Annotated in this window: 14 protein-coding genes; 10 read left to right on the top strand and 4 right to left on the bottom strand. The window is 44.9% G+C overall.

Annotated elements, in window-relative coordinates:
* Nucleotides 1-24 precede the first annotated feature (24 nt).
* The 3 genes from NBH16_RS17780 to NBH16_RS17770 all read right to left on the bottom strand — a co-directional run bounded on the left by NBH16_RS17780 (nucleotide 25) and on the right by NBH16_RS17770 (nucleotide 1,899).
* Nucleotides 25-1,347, bottom strand: coding sequence for a radical SAM/SPASM domain-containing protein (locus NBH16_RS17780; RefSeq protein ID WP_250788915.1), 1,323 nt, complete (start codon nucleotides 1,345-1,347; stop codon nucleotides 25-27).
* Between the two features lie 110 nt (nucleotides 1,348-1,457).
* Nucleotides 1,458-1,637 carry a hypothetical protein gene (locus tag NBH16_RS17775; protein WP_008778878.1) on the bottom strand — a complete coding sequence of 60 codons (180 nt, stop codon included), beginning with the start codon at nucleotides 1,635-1,637 and terminating at the stop codon, nucleotides 1,458-1,460.
* A 100-nt stretch (nucleotides 1,638-1,737) separates the two neighbouring features.
* On the bottom strand, nucleotides 1,738-1,899 hold the full coding sequence (locus tag NBH16_RS17770; RefSeq protein WP_008778879.1) for a bacteriocin: 162 nt from the start codon (nucleotides 1,897-1,899) through the stop codon (nucleotides 1,738-1,740).
* A 237-nt stretch (nucleotides 1,900-2,136) separates the two neighbouring features.
* On the opposite strand from NBH16_RS17770, the gene NBH16_RS17765 reads away from it, so the two are divergent.
* The 3 genes from NBH16_RS17765 to NBH16_RS17755 all read left to right on the top strand — a co-directional run bounded on the left by NBH16_RS17765 (nucleotide 2,137) and on the right by NBH16_RS17755 (nucleotide 5,267).
* Nucleotides 2,137-3,396, top strand: a complete 1,260-nt coding sequence (locus NBH16_RS17765; RefSeq protein ID WP_250788914.1) for a sensor histidine kinase — start codon at nucleotides 2,137-2,139, stop codon at nucleotides 3,394-3,396.
* Between the two features lie 20 nt (nucleotides 3,397-3,416).
* Entirely contained in the window at nucleotides 3,417-4,103 is a 687-nt protein-coding gene (locus tag NBH16_RS17760; protein WP_048926895.1) for a response regulator transcription factor, read from the top strand.
* A gap of 186 nt (nucleotides 4,104-4,289) precedes the next feature.
* On the top strand, nucleotides 4,290-5,267 hold the full coding sequence (locus tag NBH16_RS17755) for an AAA family ATPase (protein WP_121961345.1): 978 nt from the start codon (nucleotides 4,290-4,292) through the stop codon (nucleotides 5,265-5,267).
* Here NBH16_RS17755 and NBH16_RS17750 read toward each other — a convergent pair.
* Entirely contained in the window at nucleotides 5,264-6,484 is a 1,221-nt protein-coding gene (locus NBH16_RS17750) for a M16 family metallopeptidase (protein ID WP_122379031.1), read from the bottom strand. The genes NBH16_RS17755 and NBH16_RS17750 overlap by 4 nt on opposite strands.
* Before the next feature lie 174 nt (nucleotides 6,485-6,658).
* On the opposite strand from NBH16_RS17750, the gene NBH16_RS17745 reads away from it, so the two are divergent.
* The 7 genes from NBH16_RS17745 to NBH16_RS17715 all read left to right on the top strand — a co-directional run bounded on the left by NBH16_RS17745 (nucleotide 6,659) and on the right by NBH16_RS17715 (nucleotide 15,718).
* The gene (locus tag NBH16_RS17745) at nucleotides 6,659-8,227 is read left to right on the top strand and encodes a PD-(D/E)XK nuclease domain-containing ATP-binding protein (RefSeq protein ID WP_122383012.1); all 1,569 of its coding nucleotides are present in this window, start codon (nucleotides 6,659-6,661) and stop codon (nucleotides 8,225-8,227) included.
* Between the two features lie 4 nt (nucleotides 8,228-8,231).
* Nucleotides 8,232-9,878 carry a M20/M25/M40 family metallo-hydrolase gene (locus NBH16_RS17740; RefSeq protein WP_250788913.1) on the top strand — a complete coding sequence of 549 codons (1,647 nt, stop codon included), beginning with the start codon at nucleotides 8,232-8,234 and terminating at the stop codon, nucleotides 9,876-9,878.
* Between the two features lie 94 nt (nucleotides 9,879-9,972).
* Nucleotides 9,973-10,584 carry an SIS domain-containing protein gene (locus tag NBH16_RS17735; RefSeq protein WP_005860581.1) on the top strand — a complete coding sequence of 204 codons (612 nt, stop codon included), beginning with the start codon at nucleotides 9,973-9,975 and terminating at the stop codon, nucleotides 10,582-10,584.
* Between the two features lie 18 nt (nucleotides 10,585-10,602).
* Nucleotides 10,603-11,532 (top strand): carbohydrate kinase family protein, encoded by a 930-nt coding sequence (locus tag NBH16_RS17730; RefSeq protein ID WP_005860579.1) that lies wholly within the window; start codon nucleotides 10,603-10,605, stop codon nucleotides 11,530-11,532.
* A 73-nt stretch (nucleotides 11,533-11,605) separates the two neighbouring features.
* The gene (locus NBH16_RS17725) at nucleotides 11,606-12,661 is read left to right on the top strand and encodes a tyrosine-protein phosphatase (protein WP_005863891.1); all 1,056 of its coding nucleotides are present in this window, start codon (nucleotides 11,606-11,608) and stop codon (nucleotides 12,659-12,661) included.
* A 123-nt stretch (nucleotides 12,662-12,784) separates the two neighbouring features.
* On the top strand, nucleotides 12,785-14,557 hold the full coding sequence (locus NBH16_RS17720; protein ID WP_048926899.1) for a DEAD/DEAH box helicase: 1,773 nt from the start codon (nucleotides 12,785-12,787) through the stop codon (nucleotides 14,555-14,557).
* A 120-nt stretch (nucleotides 14,558-14,677) separates the two neighbouring features.
* Nucleotides 14,678-15,718 (top strand): alpha/beta hydrolase family protein, encoded by a 1,041-nt coding sequence (locus NBH16_RS17715; protein WP_048926900.1) that lies wholly within the window; start codon nucleotides 14,678-14,680, stop codon nucleotides 15,716-15,718.

Genomic DNA, 15,718 nt, shown 5'->3' with positions numbered 1-15,718 from the left:
TATTGTATTATCTAATCATTATTATTAAATCTCTAAAGCGTTTCGCTTGCAATAAGAGACAGAGGAAGTAAATTTCTTGCCCTCAAAGACGGGCTTAAGTCTACAATTTTTCAATGCACATTGTTTTTTAAACTGACATTTTGGACAATCATCCAAATCATTCAGTCGAGTTATTCCTCTGAATCTATCCAATTTAGAAGATCTCCAAATATCATCTATACTTTCATGTAACAAATTTCCAATGACATATTCCTCATGATCAAAAGCATAAAAACATGGATATATATCAAGATTTTCATCCATAGCCAAAATACTATTCCCCGCTGAACAAGCGATAATATCACTCTTTTCTTTTTCTACCAAAGAAAGGTCGTCGGACAATTCAAGTCTACGACCATATTTCTTATGGGCTTCATTATACACTCTATATACTTCTTGACTCTCATCCTCACTCAAAAACAAATTTTTATTATCACCAGCTCTTCCTACGGGACGCAAACAATTCAAGAACAAGACCTCTGCTCTCAAGAAATCTAATGTAAAAGAAATCATATCCCGTATTTGATAAAAGTTTCTTTTATTAATAGAGCAAGTTATTCCAAATTTAACACCTGCATCTCTCAATCTCAATAGTTGCCGAGAAATTACATCAAAAGCTCCCTTTCCCCTAGTGAAATCATGAGTCTCACTATCCAATCCATCCAATGAAATCCCTAAATGGATATCACCCAACCGGAGGATTTCAATATCTCTATCCTTTATTAGCATACCATTAGTCAAAACAATTGTCTCAAAATGCCTTTTAGATAATTCAAGAAGAATCTGATCAAAATTAGGTACCGTGAAAGGTTCTCCTCCCGTTATTTTCAAAGTTTTCAAATTAATCCTATCAAATTCACTGAAAATGCGGGAAAATACATCTATACCATATTCTCGTATCCCAAATTTTGGAGAAGCTCCTTCAAAACAATGTTTGCAAGCTAAGTTGCAATGTTTAGTAATAACAAAATCTATTCGTCCTGGACTTATTTCTGTCAATGGTGACAAATTCTTCTTATCTTTATAAGAATCAGGTATACAAAATGATTCCTTTGTCGGAACTAATAAGTCTATGAACTCCGGATTTCTCAGAAAAACCAAAAAATCATCCATATTGATACCCATATTCTCGAATTTTTCTTTCACGTATCCCAAAGAAAGGGACGAATGTCTAAATAAATTTAGAATAAAGAATAGCTTGTATGAGAGTTCATAACGTTTTTGAATAGACTTATTATATAATGAATACTGATCATCAAGCCCTTTTCTTAGTACATAATTTTGATTTATAGTCAATTCATCTTTCATAATTTATTCTATATAAAATTCCATGGATTCAAAGCACGTTCCTCAACCCATGGAATTTAATTAATATTTACATGTATTATTTCCACATACGCCATAAAATGGATTACAAATTACGACTCCTTTTCGTCATCTTTTTTCCCATTACAACAGTTGCCGATGACAGACCCATCACCATCCTTCGCGACCTCAAACTCTGTTTTCAGAATTCTGGCCTTCCCGCCTTTAAGCAATTCTAAAGACTCATTGTCGATTGCTTCAAAAAGCTCTACAGTCATGTGTTTTGTTTCCATGTCTCTTCAAATTAGATTTTCGTCCTACTCATAAGCTTTTCGGAATTCGCTCCTATGTTATACAGATAGGTTCTGTTTCTATTTATAAATTACCGGTAAATCAAAAATCACCTAAATAATTTTGGCTCTTAATCGGATAGCCTATGTCATCAATAACATGATCTTCTATCCATATCCATTCTCCATCCACATTTACCCATTCCCCTCCACGAATCTGAGATAACTCAAATTCTGTAAGTTTTTTAAATTTCAAATTTTCCATATTCTCTGTTCTTTGTTCATAATGTAAAGGAAGAGGTTTTCAAACAAATCATTTATAACGAAAACATAATATTTATATCATTATTTTCAAACTCTTTGGTTATATTTGCGTAATCAAATCAATTATAAGATGAAAAAATTCTATTATATAACACTAATAGCCATGACTGCAATTACCTGTATACAAATAGGTTACACGAATAACCTATATAATAATTATAAGAAAAAAGAAATAATCATGATAAATAATCATTTACTGATCGCTATTGACGAGGAGCTTCATCTACGAAAATTAGTTCCTAAATCAACTGATAAACGTCTTATAACATATAAAAGATTAGAAGACATGACTCCCCAAGAAAGGGATAGCCTATTAAAGATAACCAAACCAGGGGATACGATCAATATAGATCAAGCCAGAACACAGAATATAGGCACAAGTGTTGGAGAAATGATAGGGCAGCTACGTCAAGATATGGCCTTTAGCGAAGGAAATCCTTTAAACTTAGATACCCTTAACCATATCTTCTCTGATTCTATCCCCCAAAATTTAGCCTATCGTATCGTACAATATGATAAGGATACGTTAGCCATCGATTCTGTCGGGTATAGCGGAAAGAAATCGTGGAATTATGTCTCAGAGCTATTTCCAATAGGAACCAAGGGACATGTATTCTTACAGGTTAAAGCGGCCATTCCCTGGTTTGAATTTGTCTGGCATCAATTATGGGATTTGATCACCTCTTTATGTATCATGTTGGTTACTTTCATATGTTTGGCCATCCAATTGATAGAGATTAAACGGCAGAATGAGCTATTACGTAAGCGAAAAGCTACAATAAACGGTACCATCCACGACTTAAAGTCCCCACTAAATAGCGTGGTCACGATGTTAAGCTGGTTCAAGGCCACCGAGAATGATCCGCAAAAGAGAAAAATGATAGAGACCGGGCTTTCCAGCATAAAGCATCTGGTATATACGATCGAATCGCTGCTGGTAATCGCCCGGAAAGACGAGCACCGGATCGTTCTCAATAAAACGAGGGTGGATGTCCCGAAGCTAGTGGAGAAAAACAAACAGGAATTGGCATTTCTCTATCCGGAGAAATACGAATATATCCATATCATAAATCAATTGCCGGAGGGCTTCACCGTACCGGCCGACAAGATGTACATAGACAACGTCATACGGAACCTGCTGGAGAACGCCTTGAAATACTCGGACGAGGAGGTGGAAGTGACGGTGACAATGGAGACAAAGGAGCAGATACTCGCCGTTTCCGTGAAAGACAATGGCTGGGGAATCGCTCCTCAACACCAGAAAAAGTTGTTCACCCAATTCTACCAAGTTCCTCGCGACGAGGATAAACTCCGAAGAGGATATGGAATCGGCTTGGCGCAAGCCAAATATATTATAGAGGAGCATCAAGGGGAGATAAAGGTAAGCAGCGAGGAAAATAAAGGTAGCCTATTCACCTTTACGGTCCCACTTCAATAAATCAAGAAAAACAATCGATCATGGGAAAAATAAAAGTCTTATTCATCGATGATGATATAGCATTGGGAAATGTCGTTACGGTAGCATTGGATAGTCTTGGCTATGAGACTTATTACCAGACATCCCTTGTAGCCATCCGATCTGTCATTAAAGAATTATGTCCGGATATCCTCATACTGGATGTAGAGATCGGGCAAAAGAATGGTATCGAAGCTACACCCGAATTGAGGCTTATCTTACCGGATATACCCATCCTTTTCGTATCGTCGCATACCGAAAGCTCTTTTGTGACGCAGGCATTGGATGCCGGAGGGATCGCATATCTGAAGAAACCTTTCGAGATTGATGAGTTAGTGGCTTATATCAAGAGACATACAAATACCTCATCGCATGCTTCCTTCCTACAGATAGGACAGCTCACTCTCTATACGCAAGACTATATCCTGATGAAAGGAGAACAAATCGTAAAGAGGCTCACCCTATCCGAGGGTAAATTATTGACACTCCTCGCCAATCATCCGGATGAAACCATCAGCCGACAAGAAATGGAGCAGGAACTCTGGGAGGATGGCTATACGAACGAACAAAGCTTGAATAATTTCATGGCGAAACTCCGCAAGTACCTGTCCGAAGACGATACCCTGGAACTAACCACTATACCCAAGGTAGGCTACAGGCTGGCAACAAAACATAAGCCCGGGATTTGAGCATAAGTTCCATAATCCTCGCTAGCCACTCATCGGATAATCGGGAGAAAACGCATCATACATTTTGTATGATACATTTTGTATGATATTTTCGTTATCTTTGTAAGCAAACAAAAGCGTATAAGACATGGCAACTTCTAAAGTAAATCCATTTCCTACAACAGGTTATATGGGGAGAGAATATTTTTGCGACCGGGAAGAGGAACTTTCATCCTTGAGGAAATTCGTGGAAAACGGAATGATATCTATGCGAGTCAGTCCATAAAGGAATTTACGGAAAGTTTGTCACAAGCCATTTTGCAGCAAATCCCGGAGCAGAAAAGTATTGGGAAACGCTTTCTGGATCTACTGAAAGGTTTCCATCCGATCCTTTCTTACGATGCGCTAACAGGACAACCGGAAATCAGTTTTGAGTTTACCGAACAAAAAGGTGCCGAGAAAACCTTGGCGGCCATTTTCCAGTTTCTGGAAACCCAAGATCGAAGAATATTGATCGCTATCGACGAGTTTCAACAAATAGCCAACTACCCGGAAACCAATACGGAAGCATTATTACGCTCCTATATCCAGCAACTGAAGAATGTACGGTTTATTTTCAGCGGCAGCAACAAGCATATGATGAACGAACTGTTCAACAGTGCCAAACGCCCGTTCTTCTCCAGTACGCAAATGATGCCGCTAGCCGCCATTCCCAATAACTTTTACGCTACTTTCATCAAGAATAAATTTACAGAGTCAAATCGTGAGATTAGTGACGAAGCCATTCATTTTCTTCTCACGTGGACACGCACTCATACTTATTATACCCAAACATTATGTAATCATTTATATGCGTCTTCCTTAAAACGCATCCAAGAAGAAGATGTAAGAAACATTTGTAGCGACCTCTTGTCTTCCCAACAAGCTACCTATATCCAATACAGACGATTGCTAAGCCCGGTACAATGGCAATTGCTGATAGCCATCGCGAAAGAAGAGCGAGTGTTCCAGCCCCAGTCTAAAGCCTTTCTCGCCAAATACAAGATCGGCACACCCGCTAATTCCAAGCGGGCGCTAGAGGCTTTGTTGGACAAAGAGATGATCTTCAAGGAAGAGGATTTGCGAAATAGCTGGTATCAAGTGTATGACGTATTCTTGTCCCGATGGCTGCAACTGACGTTTTAATCATAGATTAAGCAAAACAACCGTTCCGGAGCGAACACCTCATTCGCCACGTCAAGAATTTGCCCGGCGGTTATTTTCTCAATCTGGGCGAATACTTCGGGGAGGGTGTCGTAACGGTTGTAATGGAGGTAGCTTTTTCCTAAGCCAAGGAAAAGGCCCTCCCGGTTATCGCCCGACACACCCAGTTGACCGATTACCTGCTTCTTGGCGGCGGCTAATTGAGTGGCGGACAGTTTTACGTCACGTAAACGGGCTAATTCCTTATGCACCAAACGCATCGCTTTCTCACGATTCTTCGGGTCTGTCCCGAAATAGATACTGGCTAGTCCGGTATCGGTATAAGAGGTTATATTGGATTCTACGTTATAGACCAAGCCATGCTTTTCCCGCAAGGAGACATTCAAGCGGTTATTCATGCCCGGACCACCCAAAATATTATTCAACAAAAATAAAGGAATGCGCTTTTTATCGTGCATACTGAAAGCCCGGCCACCGATCAGTACATGGGCTTGATGGGTATCTTTATGGATCTGGCGTACGCAAGCCTCGATGGGGTCCGGAGCTTTCCGGATCCGTTCAGCCATAGGGAAAGAGATATCGCTTAAAGCGGATTCCGCTGATTTCAAGATCTTCTTGAAGTCTTTTCGTCCCATCGAGAAGAACACCATATTCTCCGGGGCGTAGAAACGACGCATGAAAGAACGACCGGACTCGGAGTCAAAGCGAAGAAGAGATTCCTCATCCCCTAAGATATTATGCCCGAGGGCATGACCCTTATAAAGCAAGTTCTCAAACTCGTCGAATATAAGTTCCGAAGGACTATCCTCATACGAATTGATCTCATCCAAGATGACATCTACCTCCTTCTCGATCTCCTGTTTGGGGAATTGGGAATGGAAAACCAGATCGGTCAATAGCTCAAACGCCCGGCCGAAATCCTCCTCCATAAAAATGGAATAAACAAAGGTCTCTTCCTTCGTAGTATAGGCATTCAACTCCCCTCCTACGTTCTCCATACGGTTCAGGATATGCCACGCTTTCCGTTTCTCCGTACCTTTGAAGATCATGTGTTCAACGAAATGCGCCAAGCCAAACTCATCCTCGTTCTCATCCCGTGTACCGGCGTTCACGGCGAAACCGCAGTAAGAGACCGGGGAATTAACCGGGAGATGTACCATGCGAAGTCCATTCGGCAATGTATGAGCGATATAATCCATTTTCCTTCTTGTTTGTATCAGCCCGCAAAGGTACGAAAGACTTTCCGGAAAAACATGTACGTCTTTTTCAAAAAACATGTACGTGTTTCCGGAAAAAGACGTACGTGTTTTTTTCGATCTATTTGCCTCCTTGGAAAAAATACCTACATTTGTGTAAATTAAACAGATAAGGCTATGGGAAATATCGTCCGAAAATTACCGATAGGCATACAGAGTTTTGACAAACTACGTACAGAGAACTATTTGTATGTTGACAAGACCGAGTTCATTTATCAAATGGCATACCAAGGTGTCCCTTATTTCCTAAGCCGCCCCCGGCGATTCGGGAAAAGCTTGCTGCTATCGACATTCAAGGCTTATTTCGAGGGGAAGAAAGAATTGTTCCGGGGATTAGCCATAGAGAAACTAGAGACCGAGTGGAAAGAGCATCCGGTACTTCATTTCAGCCTCAACGCCGAGTTGTACGATAGCCGCAAGGCATTGGAGAATATGCTGGAACGCCAGTTGAGGGAATGGGAAAAAATATATGATACCGGAGGAGAGGGTATCACCTATTCCGGACGGTTCATGACCATCATACGAAGGGCGGCGGAGATAACCGGAAGGAAGGTGGTCGTACTGATCGACGAGTACGATAAGCCATTACTTAGGAACCTGCACAACGAAGAGCTACAGAACGAGTTCCGGGAATTATTGACCGCCTTCTATACGGTCCTCAAAGATGCCGATCCTTGGCTGCGCTTCGTATTCATAACCGGTGTCACCAAGTTCGCGCAAGTCGGTATTTTTAGCAACCTGAATCATTTGAACGACATCAGCCTAGCCCCGCAATACGCGGCCCTTTGTGGCATGACATTGCCCGAGATCGAGGCGACTTTCCAGCCGGAGCTTCATGCCTTGGCCGAGGCGAATAAGCTTTCATACGAAGGTATCATCGAGAAAATTACACGCCGGTACGACGGCTACCATTTTGATTTCCGCAGCGGTATCGCCCTTTATAACCCGTTTAGCGTATTGAACGTGTTGAGTAAACAGGTCTTTTACGACTATTGGTTTGCTTCCGGTACCCCGACATTCTTGGCGGAGATGTTACGGAAAACGAATTACGATATACGGGAGCTGGACGGGATCGAGGTGTCCGAGGTATCCCTTTCCGACGATCGGGCGAACATCAATAACCCGGTTCCCATGATTTATCAAAGTGGATATTTGACGATTAAAAGTTACGATGAACGTTTCCGGTTATATACGTTAGGATACCCGAATGAGGAAGTTAAATATGGATTTTTGAATTTTGTCGCCTCCATGTATGCGCATTTACCGGAAACCGAGACTCCTTTTTATATCGGGAAGTTCATCCAAGAGCTGGAGAACGGAAACGCCGAGGCTTTCCTCACCCGCCTAAAGGCTTTCTTCGCCGATATCCCTTACGAGTTGAACGACCGGACCGAACGTCATTACCAAGTGGTCTTCTACATCGTATTCAAGCTACTAGGGCAATTCACCGAGGCCGAGGTACGTTCGGCCCAAGGACGTGCCGATGCCATCGTAAAAACTCCTCGCTACATCTACGTATTCGAGTTCAAGCTGAAAGGAACAGCGGAAGAAGCGATCCGGCAAATCGACGATCGAGGCTATCTGATTCCTTATACGGCCGACGAACGGGAAGTAGTCAAAGTGGGGGTCGCTTTCGACGCAACCACTCGCAACTTAGGTGAATGGCTGATTGAAAAAACATTGTAATTCTATGAGAAACATGAAAATAGCAACCTGTTTACTAACTATCACTTCCTTGGTTCTTTCCGCCTGTGGAGGAGGAGGCAACGATATAGAGAAAGCGAAAAGCCTTGCGACCACGGAAGATCTAAAGCAATACACCGAGGCCATCTCGCATGACTCCTGCCAAGGCCGTAAACCATTCTCGGAAGGGGCCGACCGTGCGGTGAACTATATCGCCCGCCAAATGAAGGAAGTCGGCCTGAAACCCATCAACGGAGATTCTTATCTCCAACAGGTTAATATCATATCCTCACGTACGCAATGCCCGAAGCCGATGGTCTTGAGTACCCCGGAAGGAAAGATCTCATTGGATTGGCTAGAGGGCTATACCGCTTTCTCCGCACGGATCGAGCCGGAGATCGATATAGACAACGCGGAACTGGTATTCGCCGGCTATGGGATCGTAGCCCCCGAGTATGGGAAAAATGATTTCGAGGGAATCGAGAACCCGCGGGATAAAGTAGCGGTCGTTATCGTAAATGACCCGGGACTCGGAAGCGACAACACGGATTATTTTAACGGTGATATCATGACCTATTACGGCCGTTGGATGTATAAATTCGAGGAGGGCGCCCGACAGGGATTAAAAGGAGTCTTGATCATCCATGAAGACCGGGGAGCAGGCTACCCTTGGTCGGTCGTACGAGCTTCCGCCCAATCTAAGATGTATGTGGACAGCGATAGCGATGCTTATCATTGCCCGCTAAACGGCTGGATCCAATTCAATGCCGCCAAGCAATTGCTAGCCGATAATGGCTACGACATTGACCAACTAATCGAGCAATCTAAATCGCCGGACTTCAAGCCCATCTCCTTGAAATCTACGGTAACCGTCTCGATGAGGAACACCTTCGACCGCCAGCAAAGCCCCAACGTAATCGGTTATATTCCCGGTAGCGGGAACACGGATGAGAGTGTTATTTATCTAGGCCATTGGGACCATCTAGGCTATGGAGCACCGATCAACGGCGACAGTATCATCAACGGCGCTACCGATAACGCCGTAGCCATCGCATGGATGCTCGAGATGGCACGTTGTCTCAATGCCTTGAAAGAGAAACCCCGCCGGAATATCGTCTTCCTCTCCCCTACTTGCGAGGAGACCGGATTCCTCGGTACGAAATACTATGTGGAGCACCCGTTGTTCCCGATCGATAAGATAGCCGCCGTAATCAATCTGGATGTCTTCCCGCTATGGGGCGAGAACAACGATGTCACGATCACCGGATACGGCAACTCCGAGCTGGATGATACCCTAGCCGAGCTAGCGAAGAAATACAACCGTTACATCATGCCCGACCCCGACGCTTATAACGGGATGTTCTATCGCTCCGACCATTTCCCTTTCGTACAAAAAGGCATCCCGGCCATGTTCGCCAAAGGTTGGAACGACAACCGCAAACAGGGTAAGGAGTGGGCCAAAGAGCATATCGCACATTATTGGGCGGAAACTTACCACAAACCGACCGACCAGACCCATCCCGACACGGATGATTACAGTGGTCTGTTACAAGAAGTACAATTATTCTTCGACCTCGGTTATAAACTGGCGCAAGATACCGGATACCCGAAATGGAAGCCGAAGTCCGAATTCGCAAACGTCTTAAAAAGATAAATTGTCTGAAATAGATGATGCCAATATCAGTAAATATAAATACTTTCGCGATCGTTATTCAGGCAGGAATGCCGTAAAACAATCAATCAACAATATGGTAAACGAAAATATCACCTCTTTATTGGAGCAGGAAGCGGAAGCGGTTCGCAACATACCCGTTACGCCCGGATATGAGGAAGCGGTATCGCTTATAGTGAAACATGTACACGACCTAGGTGGAAAACTGATCATGAGTGGAATGGGTAAAGCCGGGCAAATCGCCTTGAATATCGCTACCACCTTTAGCTCGACCGGTACACCTGCTTTTTTCTTACATCCCAGCGAGGCACAACACGGAGATCTGGGAATCGTATGCAAGAACGATATCATGTTATTGATCTCCAATTCAGGAAAGACACGTGAACTGGTGGAATTGGTAGATCTCACGAGGGGTTTGGTGCCAGACATGAAATTTATCGTTATCACCAGTAACCCGGATAGTCCTCTAGCCGCCGAGGCGAACGTATGCCTGTTGACCGGCGCTCCCAAGGAAGTTTGCCCGTTAGGCCTTACGCCGACTACCTCCACGACCGTCATGACGGTAATAGGCGATATCCTCGTGGTCGGAACCATGAAGCGTATCCATTTCACCAACAAGGATTACGCCAAGCGCCATCACGGGGGCTACTTAGGCTCCAAGAGCCGTGAGCTAAGCAAGAACGAATAACAAACCAGTATATAGATCATGAGAAAAGTCTTTGGTATAGGAGAAACCATCCTCGATATCATTTTTAGGAACGACCAGCCACAGAAGGCCGTTCCCGGTGGTTCCGTTTTCAACGGATTGATATCATTAGGTCGATTGAATGTCCCCGTATCCTTTATCAGCGAGCTGGGCAACGACCGGGTTGGCGACATGATTCGGGATTTCATGGAAGATAACCACATCACGACCGAGTTCGTAGACCGTTTCCCCGATGGGAAAAGTCCTATATCACTCGCTTTTCTGGACGACGATAAGAACGCTAATTATATCTTCTACAAGGATTACCCGGCGCAACGGCTGGAGGTGCCCCTGCCTAAGATCGAGAAAGACGATATTTTCGTGTTTGGCTCTTATTATTCCCTGAACCCGGTCTTGCGGACTCGTATGGTAGAATTTCTGCAATACGCCCAAGAACGGAAAGCGATCATCTATTACGATCCCAATTTCCGCAAGGCACACGCTCATGAGGCGATCCGCCTCATGCCTACCGTACTGGAAAATCTGGAATTCGCCGACATCGTCCGGGGCTCGGACGAGGACTTCCAGAACCTTTATGGCAAGAGCGACGCGCAGGAGGTTTACAAAGAGCATATTCAGTTTTATTGTGATCGTTTCTTAACAACTCACGGGGCAAACGGAGTCAATCTCCACACCCGTAATTTCACACGACATTTCGATTCCCCGCAAATCCAGCCGCTTAGTACCATCGGCGCCGGCGACAATTTTAACGCGGGTATTATCTACGGACTTCTAAAGTATGACGTACGCCATGCCGACCTTCCCTCTCTGGATCAGGATACTTGGGGAAAAATCATCCGCTGCGGAATGGACCTCGCCTCCGAGGTTTGCCAAAGCTATGATAATTATATATCCAAGGAGTTCGCGGCGAAGTATGTTAGTCAGTCTTAAATATCATTAATGAAGAAGCGGGAAAAACTTGTTTTACTATCTTTGTAAGGAAAGCTTATTATAATAGAAGACAATGTTAGGAAAGATTCTCTCTCTATTCGCCAGTGTGATCCTGTTAGTGGGTTGTTCCTCTAACGCGCCCGACATACGAGCGATTTGCCTACGTGATGACATCGGAAATTACGTGATAAAATGGGAAACCGATCCGGTAATGGAGGGGATTGTCAAGATGACCGTGTCCGACAACCCGGATCTTTTCACCAACGAGTCCCCGATCATTTACGCCAACATCAAGGATGGCGTGGCTACTTACATCACGAACGATAATATATCACGTAAGTATTTCCGCCTTTCTTTTAATGATAAATACGCACGGATCATCGGGGCACGCTCGGCGGTTATGGATAGCGTACAGAATTTCCGGGATCTAGGCGGTTATACCTCTACAAACGGGAAGACGGTGAAATGGGGCAAGGTATTTCGCTCCGGCGAGTTAAGCAGCTTGAGCGAATGGGACTCCATCCGATTGGATAATCTAGGGATCAAGACCATCATCGACCTCCGTACGAACCAAGAAACCCTCACCGCCCCTATCAAATATACGAAAGCAAATATCCTGCAAATCCCTATCTCGGTCGGCAAGATCGCCGATGCCCCCCAACGTGTTATCGAGGGACGAATGCGGAAAGGAGACGCCGGGGTATATATGGAAGACGAGTACCTGCAATTCGTGACAGATAATACCGATCAGTTCGCCAAGGTACTGGAACAGTTCCAGAACGAGGATAATTACCCCATTCTCATCAGTTGTTCCTACGGAAAGGATCGTACCGGGTTTCTCACCGCCATGTTACTCGCCGCCTTGGATATTCCCCGGGATGCCATCATGGAGGACTACTTGACTTCCAATCAATATATCGATACGAGTCATTTAGCTGATATCGTGAAACATCTCTCCACAGACGCCCAAGAAAGCATTACGGTATTCCTTACGGCCAACGAGGGACTCATGGACCTAGCTTTCCATAAAATCAAGAAAGAGTACGGTTCCACCGAGAAATATTTGTCGAAAGGATTACGTCTTACTGATAAGAAACGTGAAAGGCTAAAAGATATATTACTTTATTGATATGAATCCGAATTATTTACGTACCTTTGCGGCCACTGAATATTATCATATATACACAATCGCATTTTGAAAACATTTGAAGAATTAGGAGTTGCCGCACCGATATTAAAGGCAATTCAAGAGATGGGCTACGAATCGCCCATGCCCGTACAGGAAGAAGTGATTCCTTTCTTACTGGGAGAAGATAACGACGTAATCGCATTGGCACAAACAGGAACCGGCAAGACAGCCGCTTACGGCCTGCCGATCCTGCAAAAGATCAATGTCTCTCAATATCAGCCCCAAGCGCTTATCCTTTGTCCGACACGCGAGCTTTGCCTACAGATAGCGGATGATTTGAACGATTATTCTAAATACATCGATAACCTGAAGGTTCTCCCTGTATACGGAGGTTCCAGTATAGAGAGCCAGATCAAGACACTGAAGAGAGGTGTACACGTGGTAGTGGCTACCCCGGGACGTTTGATCGACTTGATGAACCGCAAGACGGTTGACTTAAGCAACGTAAAGAACGTCATCCTCGATGAGGCGGACGAGATGTTGAACATGGGTTTCACCGACAGTATCAACGAGATCTTGGCGGCTATACCGGAAAACCGAAATATGCTGCTCTTCTCCGCTACCATGCCGAAAGAGATCGCCTCTATCACCAAGAAATACATGAAGGATCCGAAAGAGATCGTCATTGGCAGGAAGAACGAGGGAAACAAGAATATCCGCGACATTTATTATATGGTTCGTGCGCAGGATAAATATCTCGCCTTGAAACGTCTAGCCGATTATTACCCGAACATCTACGGTATCATCTTCTGCCGTACCCGTAAGGAGACACAGGAGATCGCCGATAAATTGATTCAAGACGGTTATAACGCCGACTCCTTGCACGGCGAGCTGAGCCAAGCGCAACGTGACTACGTGATGCAGAAGTTCCGTATCAAGAATATCCAGTTATTGGTCGCTACGGACGTAGCCGCACGTGGTTTGGACGTGGATGACTTAACCCATGTAATCAATTACGGTCTGCCGGATGAGGTAGAATCTTATACCCACCGCCGCGGACGTACGGGCCGTGCGGGAAAAACGGGTATCGCTATCTCTATCTGCCACGTAAGGGAAAAAGGCAAGATTCGCGAGATCGAACGGATCATCAACAAGAAATTCGACAGGGGCGAGATGCCTACCGGTGAGCAAATCTGTGAGAAGCAATTGTTCAACTTGGTAGACCAAATCGAGAAAGTGAAAGTGAACGAGGAGGAAATCGCCAGTTTGATGCCTTCTATCTACCGTAAATTGGAATGGCTGGATAAGGAAGATATCATCAAACGTGTCGTATCCTTGGAGTTCAACCGGATGATCGACTATTATAAAGATAACGATGATATCGAGGTTGTAGACGAGAACGCTCCCCGAGAGAGAGGTAAACGGGGTGGCAGAGGCGAAGCGGAAGAAGGTTACACCCGTTTCTTTATCAACTTCGGAAAGACAGACGAGCTTACGCCTCCTCAACTTATCGAGTTAGTCAACAAGTGCGTACCAGGCAAGGTTCGTATCGGTCGTATCGACTTACGTGATAATTTCTCATTCTTTGAGGTAGAAGAGGGAGAAGCCAACCGTGTCATGGACTCGATGAACGGCTTCGAGGTAGACGGACGACGTATCTCCGTGGAACCGGCGCAAGCGAAAGGCGAGGGAGGAAAAGGTGGACGTAGTCCTCGTGGAGGCAGTCGTGGAGGCAATGGCTTCCGAGACAGACGGGATAGCGGTAGAGGAGGCAGAGACAGCCGCCGGGAAAGTGACCGTGGAGACCGTGGCGGCAGACGTTCCAGCCGTAGTGACGACAAACCGAAGCGCAAATTCTATGAGGACACTCCTCGTAGCAGGAAGAAACGCAAGTAACATACAACTTATACATAATTTATCAAAGAAGCGTGGTTCGTTTATTACGGATCACGCTTCTTTTATTGTATATTTACAGCCGGAAAATCACAGTCAATCACAAATTCAAAGATAAGTCACATGAAGACACTGCTTAAACATCTTTCCTGCTTTTGCCTCTTCTTTATATTCGGAGCAAACTATGCCATAGCGCAAAACTACCAACATGATTTTGACCAAGTCGTAAAGAAGGTAGATGACCTCCTATGGTACGAGAAAGTGGGCGACATCGCCCATATCGACAAAGTCTACCTTTGCGGCCCCGCCCGCTGGAAAGAAACGAATCCTACCGGGATGAGCGCCGGAAACGAACTGAAATTCTGGACTTATATCTTCATCCCTAAAAGTGTGGATCCCGACAAGAAATATCCTTTGATCGTTCTCCCGCATAGTGGTGTACATGCGGATTTCAACACGTATTACGCCCATATCGTCCGGGAACTGATCGCCCAGGAATACATCGTGGTCTCCGCTGAATACCGGGGTAGCACGGGGTATGGCAAGGCTACTTACGATAATATCGATTACGGAGGATTGGAAAACGAGGATGTCTACGTTAGTCGTAATTATATGGTAGAGAATTTCGATATCGTAGATGCCAATCGTATCGGTATCATGGGATGGAGCCACGGGGGAATGATCACACTGATGAACCTCTTCACCTACCCCGGTAAATATAAATGCGGTTTCGCCGGAGTACCGGTAAGCGACGTGATCATGCGCATGGGATATTCCACCGATGATTATCGGAAAATCTTCTCCGACGAAGGCCATATCGGGAAGACTCCCCGGGAGGATATGGCGGAATACAAACGCCGCTCACCGGTCTGGCACGCGGAAAAACTACAAGATCCCCTGCTCATCCATACCAATACTAGCGACGATGACGTGAACGTAGTGGAAGTAGAGCATATGATACGCGCTCTCAAGGCCGAAGGAAAGAAGTTCGACTACAAAATATTCGACCGTGCTCCCGGTGCCCATAGCTTCGACCGGACCGACACGAAACAAGCTTCCGAGATACGACTCGGCATCTACCAGTTCCTCGCCAAGCATCTAAAACCCAATAAGCCATTCAAATCCGTAAAAGACGTACGAAAAGCGGCCTACAAATTTAATTGA

The organism is Parabacteroides sp. Y3-G-102 (assembly GCF_023656845.1).
GTDB classification, from domain to species: Bacteria; Bacteroidota; Bacteroidia; order Bacteroidales; family Tannerellaceae; genus Parabacteroides; species Parabacteroides distasonis.
Note: the sequence above shows the minus strand (reverse complement) of the source record. Positions and strands in the feature narration are given on the sequence as shown.